Genomic DNA, 24,994 nt, shown 5'->3' with positions numbered 1-24,994 from the left:
TACAATCCCCGCGCCTCACCCGTGCTGCGGGGTACCGGTCGCCGCCTGTGCGTCCGCGTTGTCCGGGTGGTCCGCGTCGGTCGCGTGGTTCGCCGTACGGGGCACGGCCGCGAGGAACGACCGGCGGGCGGCGGCGACGTGCGCGACCGCTCTGGCCTGGGCCTCGTCCTCGTCGCCCGCCGCGATGGCCTCGCACAGGCTCAGGTGTTCGGTCCAGGAGTGCGGCCCCCGGACGGCGGCGGTCTGGCTGAAGACCCACTGCGCCCGCAGCACCATCGGCTTCATCATCAGGTTGAGGTAGGAGTTGCCCGCCGCCTGGCCCACGGCCAGGTGGAAGGCGGTGTTGAGCTCGGCCACCTCCGCCGGTCGCCCGGCCGCCACGGCCTCCCTGGCCGCGTCGAGGATCCGGCGCAGCCGCGCGACGGCCTCGGGGCGGCGCTTGCGCGCCGCCAGCCGGGCGGCCAGGCCCTCGACCGCCATGCGCACGTCGAAGAGCTCCTCGCCCTCCTCGGCCGTCAGCCGCGCGACCGTCGCGCCGACCCGCGGGACGACCTCGACGAACCCCTCGGCCGCCAGCACCCGGATGGACTCGCGCACGGGGTTGCGCGACACGCCGAGCAGCGCAGCCAGCCGATCCTCGACCAGCCGCTCTCCCTGCGCCAGCTCACCGGACAGGATGCGACGACGCAGCTCCTCGGTGACCTCGCCCAGCAGCGTCGTACGCCCCGCGCCCCGCATCACATCAGCCATATGGCCGCCCATCGTATACAAATCGGCGGACGGCCGAGCGCCCGCCACCACCGATGGTCAGGCGCGGAGGCGCAGCCCCCGGGGAGTCGGATGGAACCCGGCCGCCTCCAGGGCGGCCGCCAGCGGCGATTCCACGATGGACGCGCCGTCGGCCCGCTCCACCGTCAGCTTGCCGAGCGCCCCGTCGCGTACGGCCAGTGCCAGCGCGTCGACCGCCGGTTGCAGCCGCTCGTCGTCGGCGAACGACAGCAACGTCTTGCCGCCCCGCTCCACGTACAGGACGAGGTAGCCGTCCACGAGCACGACCAGCGCGCCCGCCTTCCTGCCCGGCTTGTGCCCGACGTCGCCGGGACGTTGCGGCCAGGGCAGCGCGGCCCCGTACGGGCTGGCCGGGTCGGCGGCGGCCAGCACCACGGCCCGCCGCCCGGACCCGCTCCGGCCGCCTTGACCGGGCATCCCGGCCTCGCCGCCCCGGTCGAACCCGCCGCCCCCGGACCGCGAGCTCCGGCCACCCTCTCCGCCGCCGAACCCCCCGCCGGGGGGACCGAACCCCCCACCGCCGGGCCGGCCGGTCTCCCAAGCGGGGATCTCGGGCGGCGAACCGAAGCCCTCGCCCGGCCCACCGCCGGTCGGTGCGACGCTCGGGGTCATGGCGCGCATCCGGTCGACCGCGCCCGCCAGCGCGAACTGCGCGCCCCCCAGCCCCTCGACGAAGTACCCCCGGCGGCACCGCCCGCTCTCCTCATAGGCGCGAAGCACCTGGTAGACAGGCGTGAACCCGCCGGGCAGCCGTTCGGAGGTCACCGCTCCGCGCGTCACCACGCCGTGCCGTTCGAGCAGCACCTCGGCCTGCGCGTGCGCCCGCTGCGTCGCGTCGTCGGCCGGACCGGGCAGCAGCCACCACCGCCCGGCCACGGTCGGCGGCCCGCTCCTCGACGGCAGCACGGCCCGGCGCCGCCGCGTCGTGGCGGGCCGGTGCGCCGGACGCCCGGTGCCCAGCGTGGCCCGCAGCGGCGCGAGCGTGTCGCCGGAGACCCGGCCCGACCACACCAGATCCCACAACGCCGAGACCAGCGTCGCGTCGTCGAGCGCCCCGCCCTGGGCCCCGAGCTGGTCGGAGATGCCCCGGAAGAACAGCGCGCCCCCGCCGCCCAGCAGGTCGAGCACGCGCTCGTGCAGCGGGGTCATCGTGATCTCGGCCGGGTCGGGCAGCAGCAGCGGCGCGGTGTCGGCGAAGTAGAGCGACACCCATCCGTCGCCGCCGGGCAACGACCCCTGCCCCACCCACATCACCTCGCCCGACGAGGTCAGCTCGTCGAGCAGCGCCGGATGGTAGCCGGGCACCCGCGAGGGCAGCACCAGCGTCTCCAGCGCGGACGCCGGCACCGCGGCCCCCTGGAGCTGCTCGACGGATCGCACCAGCGCGTCCATGGCCCGGGCCGCCCCCGCCCGTGAACCGTCGGACGACGTGCCAGAACCGGTGATGCCGTGCCAGGCGGGCAGGAAGCGGGCCAGCGTCTCGGGCGCGACCGGCTCGACCTCTTTGCGCAGCCGGGCCAGCGACCTGCGGCGCAACATCCGCAGCACCCCGGCGTCGCACCACTCCTCGCCCCGGCCGCCCGGCCGGAACTCGCCGTTCACCACGCGCCCCGAGGCGGCCAGCCGCCGCAGCGCGTCGGTGACCACGGCCGCGCCGAGCCCGAACCTGGCGGCGGCGGTGCCGGCGTGGAAGGGCCCGCGGGTGCGGGCGTGCCGGGCCACCAGGTCGGCCAGCGGGTCGGGCACCGGCTCGAGGAACACGTGCGGCACCCCCACGGGCAGCGGCACGCCGAGCGCGTCGCGCAGCCGGGCGGCGTCCTCCACGGCCGCCCACTGCTCCTCGCCCGCGATGCGCACGCGGATGGCCCGGCGCGCGCGTTCGAGCTCCTCCAGCCAGGACGGGTCGCCGCCGCGCACGCTCACGTCGGGCGTCAGCAGCGGCCCGTGCGAACGCAGCAGGTCGGCCAGGTCCTCGGCGTCGCGCAGCGGCCGGTCGAGCCGGGCCAGCTCGCGCTCGCTGCTCACGATCACGTCGGGGTCGAGCAGCTCGCGCAGATCGGCCTGGCCGAGCAGCTCGGCCAGCAGCGTGGTGTCCAGCGCCAGGGCCTGCGCGCGACGTTCGGCCAGCGGCGCGTCGCCCTCGTACATGAACGCGCCGACGTAGTGGAACAGCAGCGACGCGGCGAACGGCGAGGCCTGCGACGTCTCGACCTCCACCACCCGGATCCGCCGGGCCGCGATGTCGCGCATGAGCTGGACCAGCCCCGGCACGTCGAACACGTCCTGGAGGCACTCGCGCATCGTCTCCAGCACGATCGGGAACGAGGCGTACTGGGAGGCCACGCCCAGCAGATGGGCGGCCCGCTGGCGCTGCTGCCACAGCGGGCTGCGCCGGCCCGGCACGCGGCGCGGCAGCAGCAGCGCCCGCCCCGCGCACTCCCTGAACCGGGAGGCGAACATCGCCGACCCGCCCAGCTCCTCGGTGACGATCTGCTCGATCTCCTCGGCGTCGAACGCCGCCACGTCGGTGGGCGGCTCGGCCAGCGTGTCGGGGATGCGCAGCACGATGCCGTCGTCGGAGTGCACGGCCTGCACGTCGATGCCGTAACGCTCGCGCAGCCGCCGGTTGATCGCCAGCGCCCAGGGCGCGTGCACCCGCGCGCCGTAGGGGGAGTGGATCACCACCCGCCAGTCGCCCAGCTCGTCGTGGAAGCGCTCGACCAGCAGAGTACGGTCGTCGGGCACGTAGCCCGTGGCCTCGCGCTGCTCGTCGAGGTAGGCCAGCAGGTTGCTCGCGGCGAACTCGTCGAGCCCCGCCTCCCTGATGCGGTCGGTGGAACCCTGCTTGGCCTGCTCCCGCAGGAACTGCCCGATCGCCCGGCCCAGCTCGGCCGGACGCCCGGCCGTGTCGCCGTGCCAGAACGGCAGCTTCCCCGGCTGGCCGGGAGCGGGCGAGACCAGCACCCGGTCGGCCGTGATGTCCTCGATCCGCCACGACGTCGCGCCCAGCACGAACACGTCGCCCACCCGCGACTCGTAGACCATCTCCTCGTCGAGCTCGCCCACCCGGGACGCCTTCTCACCCACGAGGAACACGCCGAACAGGCCGCGGTCGGGGATCGTGCCGCCGTTGGTCACTGCCAGCCGCTGCGCGCCGGGCCGCCCCTGGAGGGCGCCGGTGACGCGGTCCCAGACGATGCGCGGCCGCAGCTCGGCGAACTCCTCGCTCGGGTAGCGGCCGGCCAGCATGTCGAGCGTCGCCTCCAGCGCGCTGCGCGGCAGGGTGGCGTAGGGGGCGGCCCGCTTGACCACGGTCTCCAGCTCGTCGACGGTCCACTCGTCGAGCGCGGTCATGGCCACGATCTGCTGGGCCAGCACGTCGAGCGGGTTACGCGGGTAGCGCAACTCCTCGATCTGCCCGCCGCGCATGCGCTCGGCCACCACGGCCGTCTGGACGAGGTCGCCCCGGTACTTGGGGAAGATCACCCCTCGGGAGACCGCGCCCACCTGGTGGCCGGCCCGGCCGATGCGCTGCAGCCCGCTGGCCACGCTCGGCGGGGCCTCCACGCACGCCACCAGGTCGACCGCGCCCATGTCGATGCCCAGCTCCAGGCTGGAGGTGGCGACCACGGCGGGCAGCCGCCCCGACTTGAGCGCCTCCTCGATCTGGGCCCGCTCCTCCTTCGACACCGAGCCGTGGTGGGCCCGGACGATCTCGCTCACCACGCCCTTGCTCGCCCCCGCCTGCGCCATCGTCTCGGCGGGCATGCGCCTGGACGGCGGGGGTTCCTGGTCGTCCTGCGGCGGCGTCTCCCAGATCGACAGGTCGATCGCCTCCGGGCCCTGCCGCCGCGTGTAGGCCAGCTCGTTGAGCCGGGTGCACAGCCGCTCGGCCAGCCGCCTGGAGTTGGCGAACACGATCGTCGAGCTGTGGGACTCGATCAGGTCGAACAGGCGGTCTTCCACATGAGGCCAGATCGACCGGCTGGACGACGGCTCGACCTGCTCGGGATCGGGCGCCCCCGCCATCTCCGTCATGTCCTCGACCGGGACGACGACCTCGATCTCGATGCGCTTGTCGGACGGCGGCTGCACCACCGTCGCCGGACGCGTGCCGCCGAGGAAGGCCGCCACCTCGCTCACCGGCCGCACGGTCGCCGACAGCCCCACCCGCTGGGCCGGACGCTCCAGCAGTGCGTCGAGCCGCTCCAGGCTGAGCGCCAGATGGGCGCCGCGCTTGGTGGCCGCGACCGCGTGCACCTCGTCGACGATCACCGTCTCGACGTCGCGCAGCGCGTCGCGCGCCTGGCTGGTGAGCAGCAGGAACAGCGACTCGGGAGTGGTGATCAGGATGTCGGACGGCTTGGCGGCGAACCGCCTGCGCTCCTCGGCCGGGGTGTCGCCGGAGCGGATCGCCACCGAGATCTCCGGGACGGGCAGCCCGAGCCGGCGCGCCGTCTGCCTGAGCCCGGCCAGCGGCGCGCGCAGGTTGCGCTCGACGTCGACGGCCAGCGCCTTGAGCGGCGACACGTAGAGCACGCGGGTGCCCGGCTTATGCCCCTTCGCGATGCCTTCGCCCGGCGCCTGATCGGCCGCCCGCGCCGCGAGCCGGTCGAGTGACCACAGGAACGCCGCCAGCGTCTTGCCCGACCCCGTGGGGGCGACGACCAGCGTGTTGTCGCCGCGCGCGATCGACTCCCACGCGCCCTCCTGGGCCGCCGTGGGCGCCTGGAAGGCGCCGGCGAACCATTGCCTGGTCACCTGGGTGAAGTGGTCTAGCGAGCTCACCAGCACATACTGCCTCGCGCCACCGACAGAAAACGCATTCGAGCGGCGCCGGGTGATTGAGTGGGGGTCAAGGCGGACATACAGCGACCGTGACCATTGATTATGCCGCCGTCGAGACCCGACGCGCACAGTTGAGAAGCCAGTACGCCTTACCGCACCGGCCGTCGAGCAGCGCCCGTGGCCTGCACCACGTGGCCATGTTGTCGTCCGATGTGGAACGGACCATCAAGTTCTACCAGGAACTGCTGGAGTTCCCGCTGACGGAGATCATCGAGAACCGCGACTACAAGGGTTCGAGCCACTTCTTCTTCGACATCGGCAACGGCAACCTGCTCGCGTTCTTCGACTTCCCGGGGCTCGACCTCGGCCCGTACCAGGAGGTGCTCGGCGGGCTGCACCACGTGGCGATCTCCGTCGACCCCGCCACCTGGGAGCGGCTGCGCGGCAAGCTGGAGATGGCCGGCGTGCCGCACCAGATCGAGAGCGGCGCCTCCATTTACTTCAAGGACCCCGACGGCGCCCGCCTGGAGCTGCTCGCCGACCATCTCGGTGAGATGTACGGTGCGCGAGTTCTGTGACGGTTCGTCCCGGCTCAGCGCCGTGACGCCCTGCGCGTACGCGGCCTGCCCGCACGCGGCTCCCGCCTGATTCCCGCGTGCCGCTCCGATCGCTGTCCCTTCTCCTTCTGGACGGCCTGCCGCATCGCGAGTAACAGCCGGCGGCGCCGCGCCCTGTTGGCCTTGGTCCTGGCGGTCTTCGGGGGTGAAGACTTGGGGGTCTTTGGCATGCGGATGTCTTACCCACACCTGACGCGATTCCATACTTGGTCCATGCGCCTGACCGAGTTCTGGAGACGGATGAACGTCCATTTCGGCGAGACCTATGCCGAGTCGTGGGCCCGCGACTACGTGATCGCCCCGCTGGGCGGCCGTACCGTCATCCAGGCGCTGGCCGACGGCGAGAGCGCCAAGACCGTGTGGCGGGCCGTGTGCCAGGTGGAGGACGTCTCGCCCGGGCTGCGCTGAACCCAGGTCGGGGACGTCCCGTCCGGGCTACGTCGAGCCCAGCGTCCGGCGGAGCGCGTCCGCCGTGGCCTCCAGGTCGTCTGCGCTGCCCTGGCCGCCCGGCGACCACAACAACGTCCAGCCCCCGCTGGAGGGGGTGGCGAAGATGATCGTCTGGCGGCGCGTGCGCGGATGCCACACCCACAGCACCGGATCGTCACCGCCGACCATGCGGCTGACCAGCCCCTGATGGGGCAGCAACTCGGCGAGCGCCTCCAGAAGGGTGCGTCGTTCCCCGGTGTAGCCACTCGCCACTTCGCCGCCTCCCAGCCAATCCCTGCATGGGAGTCTCCCCAGCTCACGGCGTATGACAACACGTCGGCGGCAACCCGCGCGGGAGATCGCGAACGCCCTCGCCCCACGTGTCCCCGGTGCCCCCCTGGCCCCGGTGCCCGCGCTCTCCGCGCCGGTGGGAAGAGCGTCCGTGACGTCTCCCCACACGGCGATCCGCATCCTTCAGGACGGCTTGCCCCGCGTTCTCCGGGACGGTCCAGGTCCGTGTTCTCCGGGACGGTCCAGAGCCGCGTTCTCCGGGACGGTCCAGAGCCGCGTTCTTCGGGACGGGCCGGATTCGTGTTCTCCGGGACGGCCGGAGCCGCGTTTTCCCGGACGGGTCAGATGCCGCTCGTCCGCGAGGGACAGGCGTTCGTCGGACCCGGACCCAGGCAGCCGCCCATGCGGGGGCACCCCATCACCTCCGCCCGCCGCGCCCGATCCCACGGTTGCGACCCCCCGGGCAGACCCCACGGCCAATCGGCCGGCAACCACCATGAACGCGAGCGACGTCCGAGCATCGGCCCCGCCCTCCTCTGAACACGCCGCATGCATCCCAGCAGCGTGTTCGTGATGTGATCGAACAGCCGTTCGGCTACGATGAACCTGCCGAACCCGGCCACGCCTTCCCCGACCGTCTCAGAAAATGTCGGTGGCAGGCCGTAGCTTTCACTCGACTGATCGGACCACGACCCTCCAGAGGGAGCTCCCATGGCTATCAACGACCGCGAGAAGGCCCTCGAGACCGCGCTCGCTCAGATCGAGCGGCAGTTCGGCAAGGGCTCCGTCATGCGACTGGGCGACGACGCCCGAGCCCCCATCGAGGTGATCCCCACCGGGTCGATCTCCCTTGACGTGGCCCTCGGCATCGGCGGCCTCCCGCGTGGGCGCATCGTCGAGATCTACGGCCCCGAGTCCTCGGGCAAGACCACGGTCGCCCTGCACGCGGTGGCCAACGCCCAGCGGGCCGGCGGCATCGCGGCGTTCATCGACGCCGAACACGCCCTTGACCCCGAATACGCCAAGAAGCTGGGCGTCGACACCGACGCCCTGCTGGTCTCCCAGCCCGACACCGGTGAGCAGGCGCTCGAGATCGCCGACATGCTGATCAGGTCCGGCGCGGTCGACATCATCGTCATCGACTCGGTGGCCGCCCTGGTGCCCAAGGCCGAGATCGAGGGCGAGATGGGCGACAGCCACGTCGGCCTCCAGGCCCGCCTCATGTCCCAGGCCCTGCGCAAGGTCGCCGGCGCGCTCAACAGCACCGGCACCACCGCGATCTTCATCAACCAGCTCCGCGAGAAGATCGGCGTCATGTTCGGCAGCCCCGAGACCACGACCGGTGGTAAGGCGCTCAAGTTCTACGCCTCCGTCCGCATGGACATCCGCCGCATCGAGACCCTGAAGGACGGCACGGAAGCGGTCGGCAACCGCACCCGGGTCAAGGTCGTCAAGAACAAGATGGCCCCGCCCTTCCGCGTTGCCGACTTCGACATCCTCTACGGCGTGGGCATCTCCCGCGAGGGCGGCCTCATCGACATGGGCGTCGAGCACGGCTTCGTCCGCAAGTCGGGCGCCTGGTACACGTACGAGGGCGACCAGCTGGGTCAGGGCAAGGAGAACGCGCGCAACTTCCTGAAGAACCACCCCGACATGGCCAACGAGATCGAGAAGAAGATCAAGGACAAGCTCGGGGTCGGTCCGAAGCTCGACACGCCCGCCGAGCCCGCCGCCGCCGTCCCGGCTCCCGCCGCCGCGCCCTCGGGTCGTGGCTCGAAGTCCACCCCCAAGCCGGGTGACGTCTGATCGGTCGGCGCATGAGTGACAGGGATCCGTCGCAGGCGCCCCGTTCCCAGGACTGGGGCGCATGGCCCGACCTCCCCGCCTCGGGGGAGCGCAGAAAGCGCGGACCCCGCGGCCCCCGGGCCACCCCCTCCGACCCGACGTCCGCCTCCACCACCCCCGGGTCGCCGACCTGGGCCACCCCGGCCGAGTCGATGTCCGGGGCCACCACCCCTGAGCCGGTGACCCGGGCTACCGGCCGTCCGGCCTCGGGCAGGGGCTCACGTGGCGCCGACCTGGCCCGGTCGGCTGCGGACGGCTGGCCGTCGGTAGACGAATGGCACGAACAACGCGCCCGCCTCCGAGCCGCCGCTTCCGAGCCCCCCACCTCTGACGACGACCACTCGCCGACCACCCACACCAGAGCAGATGACCCGGCTCCCCACGACGGGCTGGCCGACGCCGCCGATCCCGCCGGGGCCGCTGGCGTGGAGGGCATGGCCGTCCACGATCAGGCGGACGCTGCGGTCGTCCACCATGAAGCGGACGACGTGGTGGTTCGCGACGATACGGACGACGTGATCGTCCCTGCGCAGGTGGACGACGTGGTCGTCCCTGCGCGCGTGGACGACGAGGGTGTGTCGGGCTGGGGCACGGGCAGGCAGGCCGTTGTCGTGCCCCCGGCGTGGGGCCCCGGCCGGGAGATGGCCGCGCCGACCTTCCACTGGCCGGGCGACCCCCGCCCCCAGGCCGACGAGAAAGATACGGACTCAACTCGCGAAGCCGACGGGACCCTGAGCAATAAGGCTGAGGTCAGGCTGGGTGAAGGGGCGCCCGTCGTCCCGAGCGATGAGGCTGACGTTGGGCCGCGCAGAAGGGCGGGCGTTGCGCCGGAAGGTGACGCCGGTGTTGGGCTGGGCGAAGGGGCTGGCGTCGCGCCGGGCAGTGAGGCCGGTGTTGCGCTGAGCGGTGAAGCGGGTTTCGGGCTCAGGCCGCGCAGTGAGGTGTTCATGACGTGGCCGGGCGCTGAGCATGGAGACCCGGCTGACCGGCCCTCTCCCGGCCGGCTCCACTCGGCCGCCCCCAGCGCTCAGGACGACGAAGCCGCCCCCGACGGCAGCCCGTCTGATCGCGGTCGAGCTGGTGGGCGAGGCAGTGGCCGGGCCGGGGGACGGGGATCCCGAGGGCGCTCGGACGAGGGCGCCGACGCGCCGATCTTCGTCTGGCCAGGCGAGCGTAAGACCCCTGCCGACCGCAGCGGTGTCCCGGACTTGCTTGCCGAAGACGCCCGCACCGAACCGGCCCGTAAGGGCAGTTCCGGAAGGCGTAAGAAGAAGGCCCAGATCGACGAGGGATCCGCCGGAAGCTCCCCGGACGAGCTGGGCGATCATGACGGCGAGGGCGCTGCCGGGGATGCTGGGCGGCGTACGAGCAGGCGGAGAGCTCGGGACGGCGAGGGTTTCTCTGGAAGCCCTTCGGATGAGCTGAGTGGCCATGATGGCGAGGATGTCGCTGGCGTTCCTCCGCGGCGTACGAGCGGGGATCAGGAGAGAAAGGAAAGCTCAGGCGCGCGGTCGGCTGGGCTGAGTGGTCAGGATGACGACGGTGTCGCTGAGGAGCGCCTGCGGGAACGGGAAGATCCGTACGAGCCCGGCGGCGTTGGCGGAAGGCCGGAGGGCGAGGCTTCCTCCAAGGTGAAGCGCGGCGCCGATGAGTGGCATTCTGAGGTGCTGACCGGAAGCAGCTGGTTCGGCGATGAGCAGGACGCGGGTGGGAAGAAGCGTTCAGGCAAGGGGCGCCCGACAGGCGGTCGGGGCGCTGGACGAGGGAGCGGCAGGGGGAGCGGACGCTTCGGGAGAGGCGCGACCGGCCGTGGCGGCCCGCCGTCCGACGGGTCGCCGTCTGACGGGCCAATGCACGACGGGTCATCGCACGACGGGCCATCGCACGACGGGCCAATGCACGACGGGTCATCGCACGACGGGCCATCGCACGACGGGCCATCGCACGACGGGCCAATGCACGACGGGTCATCGCATGGCGGGCCGTTGCCTGATGGGCCGGACGTCGGCAGTTCCGCTGCGGCGGCGCCTGCGGCGGACCCGGAGTCCGTTGCGCGGGCCATCTGTCTTCGGTTGCTCACCATGGCTCCCAAGACGCGGGCGCAGCTCGCCGAGGCCCTTCGTAAGCGGGACGTACCAGATGAGGCTGCCGGAAAGGTGCTTGATCGGTTTGTCGAGCTCGGGCTGATCAATGACGAGGCGTTCGCGGAGGCATGGGTCGATTCCCGGCACCACGGTCGGGGCCTCGCCAAGCGTGCGCTCGCGGCCGAGTTGCGCCATCGGGGTGTGGACACCGAGACCGTGAAGGAAGCCGTGGAGCGCCTGGACTCCGACCAGGAGGCCGAGACGGCCCGACGGCTGGTGGACCGTAAGCTCGCCTCCACCCGATCTCTCGACTCGCAGACCCGTACGCGCCGTCTGGCCGGCATGCTCGCCCGCAAGGGGTACTCGTCGGGGCTGGCGTACCGGGTGATCCGAGAGGCTCTCGAACAGGAGGGCATCGACCTGGAGGACGACTTCTCCTGATCCCCCAGCGGCCTGCACCAGGTCCGGAGCTCGTCACGCTCGGGGCTCGGAGAGATGGAGGGCTGTGGGGCTGCCTCCGGGGCTGGACCCCGCTCCCGCTCGGGGCTTGGAGACGGCCTGGAGGTCTGTCGCCGGTTCGGATTTCAGGGAAGCCGAAGGGGGCCGTCGGTCTGCCACCGAGTTCAGAGCTCGAGGAGACCCGGGTGGGTTAGGGGAGTTGGTTGGTTTGGTGGAGGTGGTCGAAGATGAGCTGGTCGACCGGCGATACGCGGTTGCGGTCGGCGTAGGTGAGCCAGGTGATCTCTTCGATCTCGTTGCCGGGTGTCGGGACTCCGTGGTGCTCGGCGGTGTAGCAGGTCATCCGTACGGTGACGCCGTCGGCGTGGCCGTGTGCCTGGGCGTGGAAGGTGCCCAGGTGGGTGGCGGTGGCCGGGATGATGGTGATGGAGAGTTCCTCGTCGATCTCGCGGATCAGTGTGTCGAGGTCGGTTTCGCCGGGCTCGCGTTTGCCGCCGGGGAGGTAGTAGGCGTTCTTGCCTCGTGAGCGGGTGCTGAGGATCTTGTTGTTGTCCGGGTGGATCCAGGCGATCTTGTCGATGAGGTTGTTCACCGTGTGCTCCTGTTGGGGCGGGCGAGCCGGGCGTCGGGCGTTCGAAGAGTTTCTCGCGGGCGACGGGGGACGTAGGGCTGGGGGTGTCCCTCGGAGGTCTACGGTTTCACGGCCGGTGGTCGCTGGGCGCCGGTTGTGGGCTTTGTCTGGGCAATGGGGGTTGGAGAGGTGCGGGTGGGGGACAAATGGGGGTGATCGTGGGTTTTGTGGTTGATTGGGGAGATGCGGGCCCGTAAGACACGCTTGAGGACGCGTTTGCTTGCCCGTGACCTGTTCGACGCATAACCTCGACGGCAGTGAGGAGTTACTCCGCGCAGCGCGGATTGCCATACCGGTGAACGACGGACGAACGAGCTCGGTTGATCGAGGCAGGCGAGGTGTCGGCTATGGGGGCCGATGCCCGGTCCGCCTTGGCCTGACATCGGCCCTGGAGACGACGCCGACCGGGCTTTCCGTGGCGCGCACGTGACCCCTCCCGTTTTGGGTCCGCGTTATGAGGTGTTGACGACGCGAGGAGGGCGGGGCGCGCATGCAGCCGCTTGTCGTGGTGCTGATGGTGGCGGTGCTCGTGCTCGCGTTCGGGATGATCGTGGCGCTGCTCGTCGTCATACGCCGTACCTCTAGCGGTTTGCCCCGGAAGTCCGAGCCGAGCCCTGAGCAGGTGGAGGCCGTACACACGGAGCTTGAGGAGGCGCGGGAGCGGGCCAGGGAGATCCGCGCCAAGGCGGAGAGCGACGCCGAGGAGCTCCTGCGCAGGTCGGAGAGCGCCGTCGAGAGCGCCGCGCAGATGCGGCGGGAGGTCGAGGAGGAGAGCCGGATCCTGAAGTCCGAGCTCAAGGAGCTCCGGACCGATCTCGAACGCAGGGAGGCCAGGCTGGCCGAGCGCGAACAGCGGCTCGACGAGGAGGCCAGGCGGCAGTCCGAGCGGGACAGGAAGCTGGCCGAGACCGAGGTCGAGCTGGCCGACCGGCGCGAGGAACTGCTCCAGGTCGAGGACGAGCGGCGGGTGATCCTGGAACGGGTCGCCGGGCTGACGGGCGAGCAGGCCAAGTCCGAGCTGGTCAAGGAGATCGAGAACCAGGCCAAGCGCGAGGCGGCGCTGATCATCAGGGAGATCGAGGGCGAGGCCCGCAAGGAGGGCGAGAAGCGAGCCACCAAGATCGTGACGCTGGCGGTCCAGCGGGTGGCGGCCGAGCAGACGGCGGAGTCGGTCGTCAGCGTGCTGCATCTGCCCGGCGACGAGATGAAGGGCCGGATCATCGGGCGCGAGGGGCGCAACATCCGGGCGTTCGAGTCGACCACCGGCGTGAACCTGATCATCGACGACACGCCGGAGGCGGTGTTGTTGTCGTGTTTCGACCCGGTTCGCAGGGAGACGGCGCGGCTCACGCTGGAGAAGCTGGTGCTGGACGGGCGCATCCATCCGCAGCGCATCGAGGAGGCGCACGACCGCAGCCGCCAGGAGGTCCAGGACCTCTGCGCGCGGGCCGGCGAGGACGCGCTGGTCGAGCTCGGCATCACGGACATGCATCCCGAGCTGACACTGCTGCTCGGGCAGCTTCGATACCGCACCTCCTACGGTCAGAACGTGCTCAAGCACCTCATCGAGTCCGCGCACATCGCCGGGATCATGGCGGCCGAGCTGAAGATGAACCAGCAGCTCATGAAGCGGTGCGCGCTGCTGCACGACATCGGCAAGGCCCTCACGCACGAGGTCGAGGGCAGTCACGCGCTGATCGGCGCCGAGATCGCCCGCCGGTACGGCGAGCAGGAGGACGTGGTGCACGCCATCGAGGCGCACCACAACGAGGTCGAGGTCCGTACGGTCGAGGCGGTGCTCACGCAGGCGGCCGACGCCATCAGCGGCAGCCGTCCGGGGGCGCGCAGGGAGTCGCTGGAGGCGTACGTCAAGCGGCTGGAGCGGCTGGAGGAGATCGCGCAGTCGTACGAGGGCGTGGAGAAGGTGTTCGCCATGCAGGCCGGGCGGGAGATCCGGGTCATGGTCAAGCCGGACGCGATCGACGACATCCAGGCGCAGGTGATCGCCCGGGACGTGGCCAAGCAGGTGGAGGAGGAGCTGACGTACCCGGGGCAGATCCGGATCACGGTGGTGCGCGAGTCCCGCGCCACCGAGTTCGCCCGCTGACCCCGAGGAAGCCACCCGCCGGTCCCCAGCAGGCTCACCCCTTCCGAGGATCCCGCCCGTTCCAGGAGCTCGCTGGTTCCAGCAGGGCGCTCATTCCGGGGAGTGCGGGGTAGGGGGACCGTCCAGGGGGGCGGATCAGGGCCGGGTCGAAGTCTCCGGACGGGCGAGACGGTTGCGAAGGCGGCGCTTCGGCGGGCGCGCGTGGTGCGCCCGCCGGGAGGCGTCGCTCGCATCGTCAGGCCAGCCGGATCCGGGGGTCCAGGAGCCCGTAGGCGATGTCCACGATCAGGTTCGCCACCACCACGGCGGTGGTGGCCAGGATGACGACGCCCATGATCACCGGCAGGTCCCCGCTGATGAACGCCTGCACCACCGCCTGCCCGATGCCGCCGAGCCCGAAGACCGACTCCGTCACCACCAGACCGCCGATCAGCGTGCCGATGTCCACGCCGAGCTGGGTCACCACGGGGGTCAGCGCGGCCCGCAGGCCGTGCCGGTAGATGACGCGGCCCTCGGGCACGCCCTTGGCGCGGGCCGTACGGATGTAGTCCTCGCCCAGGACGTCCAGCATGGAGCCCCGGGTGAGCCGGGCGTACGAGGCCGCCTGGACCATGGCCAACGTGATCCACGGCAGGATCAGGTGCCGGGCCCATTCGCCGGGGTTCTCGGAGAAGGGCACGTAGGAGTCGGGCGGCAGGATCGGGGCGCCCGCCATGGTGAGCTGGAAGAAGAAGAAATACAGCAGCAGCAGGCCGACCACGAACGTCGGCATCGAGACCCCGGCCAGGGCCAGCGTGGTCAGGGCGCGGTCGAGGAACGACCGTACGCGCGTGGCGCTGAGCACGCCCGCGCCGACGCCGACGCAGAGCCACAGGACGGCGCCGCCGAGCACCAGCGAGAACGTCGGCGGGAAGTCCTGGGCGAGCAGCTTGCCCACCGATTCGCCCGAGAAGTACGACTGGCCGAGGTCGCCGTGCAGGAGCCGGCCCAGGTAGTCGAAGTACTGGACGATGGTGGGACGGTCGAGGCCGAGGTTGTGCCGGATCAGGTCGACCTGCTCGGGGGTGGCCTGGCGGCCGGCCAGCGTACGGGCGGGGTCGCCGGGGGCGACGAAGAACAGGAAGAACGTGCCCAGGGAGACCAGCCACAACACCAGCACCCCGAGCAGTGCCCGCCGCAGCAGGAACCGTCGCAACATCAGCCCTCCACCTCCTGAAGCAATCCCGGCATCCCACCCCGGTCACGAAGCAGCGGCATCGGACCCCCCAGCAGCGGCATCGGACCCGCCGACGGCGGGCGCGGAGGCCGGAGCGGAGGCCGCGCGCCGGTTCCGCCGTCGCCGGCGGCTGAACAGCCGTTCCATCCGGGGATCGATGGCGTCCCTGATCCCGTCGCCCACCAGGTTGAACGCCAGCGTCGTGATCAGCAGCGAGGCCGCCGGGAAGCCCAGATACCAGTACGCCACCCGGTAGAACCCCTGGGCCTCGCTCAGCAGGTTCCCCCACGACGGGGTAGGGGGAACGATCCCGAGCCCCAGATAGGACAAGGTGGACTCGAACACGATCGCGGCCGGCACCAGCAGCGTGGTGAGCACGATGACGGGGGCCAGCAGGTTCGGCAGGATGTCCACGAACATGATCCGCGCGTCGCCGGCCCCCATGGATCGGGCCGCCTCCACGTACTCGCGTTCCTTGAGCGACAAGGTCTGGCCGCGCACCACGCGGGCGATCGCCGCCCAGGAGTAGAACGAGATCACCCCGATCGTCGCGGTCAGCGAGGGCCCGGCGATGGACACCACCGCGATCGCGAAGATCAGGTACGGGAACGACAGGACCACGTCCATGAGCCGGGACAGGATGGTGTCGATGACGCCGCCGTAGTACCCGGCCAGCAGTCCGATGACGACCCCGATCAGCGCCGCCACGCCGGTCGCGACCACGCCGACGAGCAGCGAGACGCGCGCGCCGTACAGGACCCTGATGAACAGGTCGCGGCCGAGGCGGTCGGTGCCGAACCAGAACTCGCCGTTGGGCGCGACGGGCAGGCCCTGGTCGGTGATGCCGGTGTCGCGGAACTGCTCGTCGGGGTCGTGGCCGTTCCACGCCGAGATGAGCGGCGCGGCCAGGGCGAGCAGGCACAGCAGCACGACGACGATGCCCGAGATCAGGGCCACCCGGTCGGACCTGATCCGCGCCCAGGCGAGCTGCCAGGGGCTGCGTCCGGCGATCGTGCGGTCGGTGACGACGTCCGGACGGATCTCCGTGAGAGTCATGCGGTCCTCCCGGCGGTCAGGTCCTCGCCCGCCTCGACGGGGTAGTGACAGGCCACCAGGTGCTCCTGGGGCACCAGCAGCGGTTCCTCGGCCGAGCAGCGTTCGCGCGCCTTCGGGCACCGCGGATGGAACCGGCAGCCGGCGGGCGGGTCGATCGGCGAGGGCACGTCGCCGGTGAGGATGATGCGGTGCCGCCGTTCGGCCTCGTCGGGGTCGGCCACGGCGGTCGCCGACAGCAGCGCGTTCGTGTACGGATGGCGGGGCGCCGCGTGCAGCTCCTCAGCGGTGGCCAGTTCGGCCACCTTGCCCAGGTACATGACCGCGATCCGGTCGCTGACGTGCCGCACCACCGACAGGTCGTGGGCGATGAACAGGTACGTCAGCCCGAAGTCGTCCTGGAGGTCCTTGAGCAGGTTGAGGATCTGGGCCTGGATGGACACGTCGAGCGCCGACACCGGCTCGTCGCAGATGATCAGCCGGGGCCGCAGCGCGAGCGCCCGCGCGACCCCGATGCGCTGCCGCTGCCCGCCGGAGAACTCGGCGGGGAACCGGTTGTAGTGCTCGGGGTTGAGCCCGACCCGTTCCATCAGCTCCTGGACGGTCCGCCGCAGCTCCTGGCCGCTCTGCACCCGGTGGATGACGAGCGGGTCGGCGATGATCGAGCCGACCCGCCGGCGCGGGTTCAGCGAGCCGTACGGGTCCTGGAAGATCACCTGGATGTCGCGCCGGTAGGGCCGCATCCGGCGCCGCGGCAGGTTCGTGATGTCGGCGCCGTCGAAGCGCACGCTGCCGGAGGTGATGGGATGCAGGCCCGCGATGCACCGGGCCAGCGTGGACTTGCCGCAGCCGGTCTCGCCGACCAGGCCGAGCGTCTCGCCGGGCGACAGCGACAGGCTCACGCCGTCGACGGCTCTGACCTGGCCGATCGTCTGCTTGATCAGCATGCCGCTGGTGATGGGGAAGTGTTTGACCAGGTTCTCGACTTCGAGCAGCATCAGGCCTCCTCCGCCGTGCCGAGCACCGCCCGCTTGCGCAGCGCCTCGGCCTCCGCGCCGAGCCCGATCGCCTCGTGCGGCAGCCAGCACGCCGAGGCGTGCCCGCGCGCGCCCGTGATGGAGGCCAGCGGCGGCCGTTCGGCGGGGCAGACCGGCATCACGTACGGGCAGCGCGGATGGAAGGCGCACCCGGACGGGATCGCGATCAGGCTCGGCGGCGAGCCGGGGATGGGCCGCAGCCGTCCGCCGCGGTCGCCGGTGCTGCCCGGGATCGACTCCAGCAGGCCCTTGGTGTACGGGTGGTGCGGTTGGTAGTAGAGCGTGCGCCGGTCGGCCCGCTCGACGACGAGCCCGGCGTACATGACGAGCACCTCGTCGGCCATGCCGGCCACGACGCCGAGGTCGTGCGTGATGAGGACGAGCGCGATGTCGAACTCGGCCTGCACCCGCCCGATCAGCTCAAGGATCTGCGCCTGGACGGTCGCGTCCAGCGCGGTGGTGGGCTCGTCGGCGACGATGAGCTTGGGGTTGAGCGCGAGCGACATGGCGATCATCGCCCGTTGCCGCATGCCGCCGGAGAACTGGTGGGGGTAGTCGTCCACCCTGCGGTCGGGACGCGGGATGCCCACCAGGCCCAGCAACTCGACGGCCCGTTTCCTGGCCTCGGCGCGGCGGGTGCCGGGATTGTGGACGCGGATCAGCTCCTCGATCTGCCAGCCGACCTTGTAGAGCGGGTGGAGGCTGGTCAGCGGGTCCTGGAAGACCACGCTGATCTCCGCGCCGCGGATGCGGCGAAGCTGTTCGTTGTCGAGTCCGAGCAGGTCGACGCCCTCGAACAGGGCCGTGCCCGTGATGTCGGCGTCGGGGGTCAGCCCGAGTATCGCCTGGGTGCTCACGGTCTTGCCGCTGCCGGACTCGCCGACGATCGCCAGCGTCTGGCCGCGGTCGACGGTGAACGACAGCCCCCGCACCGCCTGGACCACGCCGTCGGAGGTGGGGAAGGACACCTGGAGGTCGGTTACCTCAAGCAGGCTCATATGTCTCCCTCGCGGCCTCCCGCGGGCCCGCCTGCCGGCGCGCCCGCGGGAGGCCGGTCGTCAAGGCGTGTTGGGGTTCAGCCAGAGGTTGGTGACGTCGTAGATCTGGTACGACGGCAGGTACAGGGCGTTCTGCACCCGCTTGTTCTTGTAGAGCGGCGTGTTCTGGTTGTTCAGCGGCACGATCACCGCGTCGCCCAGCACCGTCTGGTCGGCCTCGTGCCACAGCGCCGCGGCCTTGGCCTGGTCGGTCTCGGCGAGCGCCCGCTTGATCAGGTCGTCCACCTTGGGGTTGCTGTAGCAGCCGTAGTTGCTGGTGCCGGCGTTGCAGTTGGTCTGGAACAGCGGCTGCATGACCGCGCGGCCGTTGTTGCCGTACCAGTCGGGGATCCAGCCGGGGGCCGACAGGTCCCATTCGCTGTTCTTGGCGTGCGAGGGCGTCTGCAGGTAGGTGTAGTAGTCGCCCTGGCGCAGCGGCAGGCCCTTGACGGTGATGCCGCACTTCTTCAGGTCGGCCGAGTACGACTGGTAGTTGGCCGGGTGGTTGCCCGCGTTGCGGAAGGCGCCGATGAGGGTCAGCCCGTTGGGGTAGCCGGCCTCGCTCAGCAGTTGCTTGCACTTGGCGGGGTCGCCCTGGTCACCAGGCGTCGGGTACGGGTTGTACTCCTGGTAGCCGATGTTGCCGGGCGGGATGACCGTGTGCAGCGCGGTCGCGACGTCCGCGCCGCCGTAGATCTTGGCGATGGCGGTCTTGTTGATCGCGTACTCGATGGCCTGGCGGACCTTGAGCTTGCCCATCGCCCCGCCGGCGTTCTTGCTCTGCAGGTTGAACACCACGTACGGGTTCGTCACCGCGCCGGGGAAGATCGTGAAGTTGGGGTCGTTGCTCTTGAGCTGCGGGATCTGCGAGGTCGGCACCGGCAGGTCCCACGACAGGTCGGCGCTGCCGGCCTCGATCTGCTGCTGGACCGCGTCCGGCTCGCCGACGCCCATCTTGACGTCGATGGCGTTGACGTACTGGTGCCTGATCGGGTCGGACTCCTGCTTCCAGGCCGGGTTCTTCTCCAGCCGGATCGACTTGGTGGCCACGTACGAGGTGATCTTGTACGGGCCGTTGGAGATCACGTGCTGGCGGAAGGTGGCGTCGTCGGGGACGTACTGGTCGTACTCCTGCGGCGCCGCCGAGGCGAAGTTCAGGGCCAGGATGTTGAGGAAGTCACCGGCCGGCTGGGTCAGGGTGAAGACGACCGTCTTGTCGTCCTTGGCCTGCACGCCGGCGATGTCGTGGCCGTTCTGGAAGTCGGCCAGGGCCTTGGCGGTGGGCTTGGCCTTCTCGAACGCCTTGATGTAGGCGTCGCAGTACTCGGCCATGCCCTTGATCGTGCTGGTGTAGTAGCCGGGCGCGCCGGAGCCCGCCACCGGGTTGCAGATGCGCTTGAACCCGCGGACGAAGTCGCCCGCCGTCACCGGCCGCGGTGGCTGGGTGTCCCACTGCACGCCGTCGCGCAACTTGATCGTGTACGTGAGCTTGTCGGCGCTCAGGCCGCCGTTCGCCTCGGTGGGCAGTTCGGTCGCTATGTCGGGCAGCACCTCGTAGCCCTTGGTGGTGTCGGCTCCCGCCGCGACGCCCTGGAGGGCGTACAGCTGGCGCGAGTAGCCGCGCATGATCCCGATGGTGACGACGTAGTAGATGCTGGTCGGGTCGAGATGGTCGACGTCGCCCGAGCCCACGAGCCTGAGCGTGCCGCCCGTGACGGGGCTTCCGGAGCTCTGACTGGCTGCGGGGGGCGGAGCGGATTTGCTGGTTCCGTTCTGCGTCGCGCAGGAGGTGGCGAGCAGAGTTGCCGCCGCCACCGTGATGATGCTGAGATGGCGCAAGCTGGCCATCTGGCCTCCCTCGTGCCGAGATGGGGGTGTTGTTGGCTGGCACAGCTGGGGCGCGCGTCGTGGCCGCGACGCGCGCCCCACGTTTACTGAGACGAGCAACCCATGCCGGAGGAAGACTGTCGAGGTCGGTTACGTAACTGTTTGCGACTAGCGACTGGTCGGTAATGCTGATTCAGTACGGGAATTGTCTGGAGATCGCGACATTAACTGAATAGCTGCTGGTAGAAAGCCAGCTCGGCGGCCAGGGCCGCGACCCGCGTCTCCAATCGGCGAAATCCATGTGATTCGCCGTCGAAAGCGAGATAAGTGCAGGGGACGCCGCGCTCGGACAACGCGTCGGCGAAGGCCGTCGACTGCTCGGGCGGCACCACCGGGTCGTCGAGCCCCTGCAGCAGCAGCATCGGGCAGGACACCCCGTCGACCAGGCCGAGCGGCTCCCTGGAGGCGTAGACGGCCGGGTCGTCGCCGACCAGCCACTCGACGTAACGGGACTCGAAGTCGTGGGTGTGCGCGGCGAGCGGCGCGAGCGCGCTGACGCCGTAGTAGGACACCCCGCCCGCGAACACGCCGGAACGGCAGCAGGCGGCCATCACCGTCCAGCCGCCCGCGCTGCCGCCGCGCACCGCGATCCGGGCCGGATCGGCCAGCCCGGAGTCGGCCAGCCACTGGGCGGCGGCGACGGTGTCGGCGACGTCGACCAGCCCCCACTGGCCGCGCAGCCGCTCCCGGTAGGCGCGGCCGTAGCCGGTGGAGCCGCCGTAGTTGACGTCGAGCACGCCGATGCCGCGCGAGGTCAGGAACGCCTTCTCCAGGTCGAGCGCCGTGTCGGCGTGGGCGGTCGGGCCGCCGTGCACGAACACCACGAACGGCGTCGGCTCCTCGGCGACCTGGTGCAGGAAGGCGTGGACGGGCCGCTCGCCCGGCACGACCACCGGCCGCGGATCGGGCACCCCGGACAGGTCGGGCAGGCGCTCGCCGGCCCGCGCCAGCGGCTCGGCCCGCCCGGCGGCGACGTCGACCCGCACGACCGAGCGCGGCAGCCGGGCGGCGTGGCCGACGCCCGTCACGGACATGCCGTCGGCCGCGAGCGCGGCCTGCCATCCCGTGTAGGGCAGGTCGAGGTCGTGGAGCGCTCCCGTGGCCGGGTCGAGCACGCCCAGCCGCAGGTCGCCGAGCCCGTGCAGGACGGCGAGCCGCCCGTCGCCGAGCACGGCGTAGGGCGCGCCGCCGAGCTGCCACGGCGGCTGCGTGAACTCCTCCTCGGCCGGGCACAACGCCCGCGGCGCGGCGCCGTCGAGGCCGCACTCGTAGAGGTTCCACCAGCCGGAGCGGTCGGAGACCAGGTAGAGGGTGGCGTCGTCCTTCCAGGCGGGCGACAGGACGGACTCCGCCGCGCCGCCCAGCACCGTGCGGGCCTGCCCGTCGCGCAGCCGGACGACGCGCAGCTCGGTGCCGTCCCAGGGCATGCGGGGGTGGTTCCAGCAGACGTAGGCCAGGTGGGCGCCGTCGGGGGACAGGACGGGGGAGGCGTAGAAGTCGTGGCCGCAGGCCCGCTCCCGGGGCTCGCCGCCCTCCAGCGGGATCGACACCACGGACCGGGTGATCTTGCCGTGCTCGCCGTGACGCTCGCGCACCGCCCAGACCTCGCCGTCGTGGACACTCAGGTCGGCGTAGCGGGAACCTTCGGCGGTGAGGGGTTTCGGCTGGCCGTTTTGCCCGAGAAGGTACAGGCGCTGGTCGGCCAGGCCGGCGAAGACCACGTCGCCGCCGGGCGTCACGGCATAGGGACGCCCGCCGTACTCGTGGACCCTCGTGCGCGCGCTCCAGGGGGCGGGCAGCAGGTCATGGCAGGTGCCGTCGGCCTCGCGGCGGACGATCGCGGTGCGGCCGCCCTCGCCCGGACGGTCTTCGGTCCACCACACCCGGCCGCCCTGCGCGACGGGCCAGCCGGGCCGCAGACCGGCGGCGGCGACGTCGCGGGCGGAGATGGGGGACGGCCAGAAAGGCATACCCGCATCCTGCCGGAAGATCCGGGGCCGTGGGGCGCGATCAAGAACATCTCTCCTGCGGCGGCATCGAGGTGGGCAGGTTGAGCCCGGTGTCGCCGAACCACTTGCGCAGCAGGCGCGTGGCCGTTCCGTCCCGCCACATCTCGACCACGGCCTGCTCGGCGGCCTCGCAGGTGACGATGTCGCCCTTCTTCAGGCCGATGGCGTACCGCTCGTCGGTGAAGGGGTCGTTCAGCAGCCGGAACAGGCCGGGGGCCTGCTGGGCGAAGCCGGCCAGGGTCAGGTCCTCGGTGGAGACGGCGTCCAGCTCGTCGTCGCTGAGCTTGCGCACGCAGTCGGAGTAGTTGGCCGCGGGCACGGCCACGACGGGCAGGTCGAGCTTGCCGTCCGGAGGCGGGTCGGCGACGCGCTTGAAGGAGTTGGAGCCCGGCACCTGGCACACGCGCTTGCCCCGCAGGTCGTTGACGTCGCGGATGGACGCGTCCTCGGCCCGGACCATCGTGTCCTGGTGCACGAGCACGTACGGGCCGGCGAAGGTCACCTTGGGCCGGCGGGCCTCGGTGATGGAGTAGGTGGCGAACACCATGTCCACGGTGCCGTTCTGGAGCAGCGCCTCGCGGCCCGCCGCCGGCGCCTCCCGCCAGGTGATGCGCACGGGCCGGCCGCGGGCCAGCTTGGCGACGACGTACCGGGCGACGTCCACGTCGAAGCCCACGGGATCGCCGGGACCGACCTTCAGGCCCAGGCTCGGCTGGTCCCACTTGGTCCCCACGATGACCTGGCCGGTGCCCCTGATCTTGCCCACGACGTCGGAGTAGGCGCCGCCGCCACCGCACGCCACCGGTACGGCGAGCGCGGCCGTGCCGGCCAGCGCCACCACGACTCCACGTATCCGCACGCACAGGAGTCTGTGGGCTCGGCGGCCCCGGAGGACCGGTCCGCGTGCCGGGTGGACGAAGATCTGGGGTTTTCTTTACGAGACGGCGGCGGGACGGGAACCCCGCCGCCGTGCTCATCACTGGGCCCGCAGGTCACTCCACGGGGATGTCGGGCGCCATGCCGCCGCCCTCGGTGCCCTGGCCGGTGGCGACGCCGACGGAGGCCGCGCCGGGGGTGGCGATCGGCCGCGCCGAGGTCTTCCTGCTGCGCCGGCTGCGCCGCTCCAGCAGGGTGGCCAGGTAGCTCAGCGTCATGTTGAGCGCCACGTAGATGACGCCGATGACGATCGCCGCCGGGATCAGCGAGCCGAAGTACGCGGCCGGCAGGATCTTGAACCCGGTGTTGAGCAGGTCGACGTAGGCGATGATGTAGCCGAGCGCGGTGTCCTTCAGCAGCACCACGAGCTGGCTGACGATCGCCGGCATCATCGTCGTGACCGCCTGCGGCAGCAGCACCAGGCGCAGCACCTGGTTCTTGCGCATGCCCACCGCGTAGGCGGCCTCGGCCTGCCCCTTGGGGATGGCGTGCACGCCCGCGCGCACGATCTCCGCCAGCACCGAGCCGTTGTAGAACATCAGGCCCAGCACCACCGCGATGAAGGCGTAGTCGCCGCCACCGGCGATGGCCGGGGCCAGGTAGAAGATGAAGAAAATCAGCAGCAGCAGCGGGATGGACCTGAAGATCTCCACCACCGCGGCCGCCGGCACCCTGATCCAGGCGTGGTCGGAGAGCCTGGCCAGGCCGAAGACCGCGCCGAAGACCAGCGCGAGCACCGCCGCGGCGGCCGCCGCCTCCAGCGTGCCGAGCAGGCCCGGCAGGATGAACTCCTGCCACACCTCGGCCGTCAGGAACGGCTGCCAGATCTTGCCGTCCCACTGGCCCTTGGCGTCGAAGCCCCGGTAGACGAAGTACGCGACGGCCAGGACCGCCACGACACTGATCGCCGTCAGCAGGTGGTTGCGCAGCCGGGCCCGGGGGCCGGGGGCGTCGAACAGGACGGACGCGCTCATCGTGCCACCGCCAGACGCCGGGCCAGCCAGCCGGAGAAGAAGCCGATCGGCATGGTCACGATCATGAAGGCCACGACCACCCCGATGAAGATCGGGATCGAGGCCCCCGTGGTGTCGAACGTGAGCTTCATCTCGGCGGCCACGTCGGCGGCGTACCCGCCGGCCACCGCCACCGTCGTGTTCTTGATCATCGCGATCATCACGCTGGCCAGCGGCGCGATGACCGATCGGAACGCCTGCGGCAGGATGATCAGCCGCAGCGTCTGCATGAAGCTCAGCCCGATCGCGCGGGCCGCCTCCGCCTGTCCCATCGGGACCGTGTTGATGCCCGAGCGCACCGCCTCGCACACGAACGCCGACGTGTAGATCGACAGGCCCATCGAGACGATCCAGAAGGAGTTCGTCCGCGGCTCGCCGGAGAAGACGAGGCCGAGCTTGTCGCTCAGGCCCAGCGCCGAGAACGCCAGCACCAGGGTGAGGGGGGTGTTGCGCACCACGTTCACATAGACCGTGCCCACCGCGCGCAGCACGGGCGTCGGGGAGACGCGCATCCCGGCCAGGACCGTCCCGAGGACGAGCGAGACGACCGCGGCCACGAGCGCGATCCTGATGTTCCCCCAGAAGCCCATCGCGAGGTCGGGCAGGTACTTGATTAGTTCATCCATCGTGCTCCACCGCATAGAGCGGCGGCGGCCGGGGTCCCCGCCCCCCCCCCTGGCGTGGCTAGCAGCAGCCCACCGCCCGGGGGGCGGTCTCCCACCGCGTCAGGCCCGCGATGCCGCCCCACCACATCACCAGCCGCAGC

At 71.2% G+C, this 24,994-nt stretch carries 19 protein-coding genes; 5 read left to right on the top strand and 14 right to left on the bottom strand.

Annotated elements, in window-relative coordinates; all coding sequences use genetic code 11:
* Nucleotides 1-15: 15 nt before the first annotated feature.
* A complete protein-coding gene (locus tag ACIBK9_RS22405; protein ID WP_397160773.1) occupies nt 16-750 on the bottom strand; it encodes a GntR family transcriptional regulator in 735 nt (244 codons plus the stop codon).
* 57 nt (nt 751-807) lie between these two features.
* A complete protein-coding gene (locus ACIBK9_RS22400; protein ID WP_397160771.1) occupies nt 808-5,583 on the bottom strand; it encodes an ATP-dependent helicase in 4,776 nt (1,591 codons plus the stop codon).
* An 83-nt stretch (nt 5,584-5,666) separates the two neighbouring features.
* On the opposite strand from ACIBK9_RS22400, the gene ACIBK9_RS22395 reads away from it, so the two are divergent.
* Both ACIBK9_RS22395 and ACIBK9_RS22390 read left to right on the top strand, forming a co-directional pair.
* Nucleotides 5,667-6,155, top strand: coding sequence for a VOC family protein (locus ACIBK9_RS22395; protein WP_387672296.1), 489 nt, complete (start codon nt 5,667-5,669; stop codon nt 6,153-6,155).
* 252 nt (nt 6,156-6,407) lie between these two features.
* Nucleotides 6,408-6,602 (top strand): DUF3046 domain-containing protein, encoded by a 195-nt coding sequence (locus ACIBK9_RS22390; protein WP_352352391.1) that lies wholly within the window; start codon nt 6,408-6,410, stop codon nt 6,600-6,602.
* A gap of 27 nt (nt 6,603-6,629) precedes the next feature.
* Here ACIBK9_RS22390 and ACIBK9_RS22385 read toward each other — a convergent pair whose 3' ends face one another.
* On the bottom strand, nt 6,630-6,896 hold the full coding sequence (locus ACIBK9_RS22385) for a hypothetical protein (RefSeq protein ID WP_358291898.1): 267 nt from the start codon (nt 6,894-6,896) through the stop codon (nt 6,630-6,632).
* Nucleotides 6,897-7,625: 729 nt separating this feature from the next.
* Between ACIBK9_RS22385 and recA the strand changes: the two genes are divergently transcribed.
* On the top strand, nt 7,626-8,720 hold the full coding sequence (gene recA, locus ACIBK9_RS22380) for a recombinase RecA (RefSeq protein ID WP_352323144.1): 1,095 nt from the start codon (nt 7,626-7,628) through the stop codon (nt 8,718-8,720).
* Between the two features lie 257 nt (nt 8,721-8,977).
* Here the strand turns inward: recA and ACIBK9_RS22375 are convergent, their stop codons facing one another.
* Entirely contained in the window at nt 8,978-9,421 is a 444-nt protein-coding gene (locus ACIBK9_RS22375; protein ID WP_397160768.1) for a hypothetical protein, read from the bottom strand.
* Nucleotides 9,422-10,714: 1,293 nt separating this feature from the next.
* Between ACIBK9_RS22375 and recX the strand changes: the two genes are divergently transcribed.
* Complete coding sequence (gene recX, locus ACIBK9_RS22370) at nt 10,715-11,284, top strand: recombination regulator RecX (RefSeq protein WP_397160766.1); 570 nt, start codon at nt 10,715-10,717, stop codon at nt 11,282-11,284.
* 208 nt (nt 11,285-11,492) lie between these two features.
* On the opposite strand, the gene ACIBK9_RS22365 is transcribed toward recX, so the two are convergent.
* A complete protein-coding gene (locus ACIBK9_RS22365) occupies nt 11,493-11,894 on the bottom strand; it encodes an NUDIX domain-containing protein (protein WP_397160764.1) in 402 nt (133 codons plus the stop codon).
* Between the two features lie 529 nt (nt 11,895-12,423).
* Here ACIBK9_RS22365 and rny point away from each other — a divergent pair.
* Nucleotides 12,424-14,040: a ribonuclease Y gene (gene rny / locus ACIBK9_RS22360; protein WP_358291906.1), complete on the top strand. Its 1,617-nt coding sequence runs from the start codon at nt 12,424-12,426 to the stop codon at nt 14,038-14,040.
* Between the two features lie 235 nt (nt 14,041-14,275).
* Here rny and ACIBK9_RS22355 read toward each other — a convergent pair whose 3' ends face one another.
* The 9 genes from ACIBK9_RS22355 to ACIBK9_RS22315 form a co-directional block, all read right to left on the bottom strand.
* Complete coding sequence (locus ACIBK9_RS22355) at nt 14,276-15,238, bottom strand: ABC transporter permease (protein WP_397160762.1); 963 nt, start codon at nt 15,236-15,238, stop codon at nt 14,276-14,278.
* Between the two features lie 42 nt (nt 15,239-15,280).
* Entirely contained in the window at nt 15,281-16,312 is a 1,032-nt protein-coding gene (locus ACIBK9_RS22350; RefSeq protein WP_397160760.1) for an ABC transporter permease, read from the bottom strand.
* Nucleotides 16,309-17,307 (bottom strand): ABC transporter ATP-binding protein, encoded by a 999-nt coding sequence (locus tag ACIBK9_RS22345; RefSeq protein WP_387672309.1) that lies wholly within the window; start codon nt 17,305-17,307, stop codon nt 16,309-16,311. The genes ACIBK9_RS22350 and ACIBK9_RS22345 overlap by 4 nt, the downstream gene beginning before the upstream one ends.
* Nucleotides 17,307-18,344: an ABC transporter ATP-binding protein gene (locus ACIBK9_RS22340; RefSeq protein ID WP_352352400.1), complete on the bottom strand. Its 1,038-nt coding sequence runs from the start codon at nt 18,342-18,344 to the stop codon at nt 17,307-17,309. Before ACIBK9_RS22340 ends, ACIBK9_RS22345 begins: the two co-directional genes overlap by 1 nt.
* A 60-nt stretch (nt 18,345-18,404) precedes the next feature.
* Complete coding sequence (locus ACIBK9_RS22335; RefSeq protein ID WP_397160757.1) at nt 18,405-20,075, bottom strand: ABC transporter substrate-binding protein; 1,671 nt, start codon at nt 20,073-20,075, stop codon at nt 18,405-18,407.
* A gap of 359 nt (nt 20,076-20,434) precedes the next feature.
* Nucleotides 20,435-22,240, bottom strand: coding sequence for a S9 family peptidase (locus ACIBK9_RS22330; RefSeq protein WP_397160755.1), 1,806 nt, complete (start codon nt 22,238-22,240; stop codon nt 20,435-20,437).
* A gap of 40 nt (nt 22,241-22,280) precedes the next feature.
* Nucleotides 22,281-23,138 (bottom strand): glutamate ABC transporter substrate-binding protein, encoded by an 858-nt coding sequence (locus ACIBK9_RS22325; RefSeq protein WP_397160753.1) that lies wholly within the window; start codon nt 23,136-23,138, stop codon nt 22,281-22,283.
* A gap of 133 nt (nt 23,139-23,271) precedes the next feature.
* The gene (locus tag ACIBK9_RS22320; protein ID WP_397160751.1) at nt 23,272-24,189 is read right to left on the bottom strand and encodes an amino acid ABC transporter permease; all 918 of its coding nucleotides are present in this window, start codon (nt 24,187-24,189) and stop codon (nt 23,272-23,274) included.
* Nucleotides 24,186-24,854 carry an amino acid ABC transporter permease gene (locus ACIBK9_RS22315; RefSeq protein WP_397160749.1) on the bottom strand — a complete coding sequence of 223 codons (669 nt, stop codon included), beginning with the start codon at nt 24,852-24,854 and terminating at the stop codon, nt 24,186-24,188. Before ACIBK9_RS22315 ends, ACIBK9_RS22320 begins: the two co-directional genes overlap by 4 nt.
* Between the last annotated feature and the right edge of the window lie 140 nt (nt 24,855-24,994).

It is taken from the genome of Nonomuraea sp. NPDC050227, from assembly GCF_044459705.1.
In the GTDB taxonomy this organism is placed as follows: Bacteria; Actinomycetota; Actinomycetes; order Streptosporangiales; family Streptosporangiaceae; genus Nonomuraea.
The sequence above is the reverse complement of the archived record's forward strand: the minus strand, read 5'-3'. Positions and strand labels throughout refer to the sequence as shown.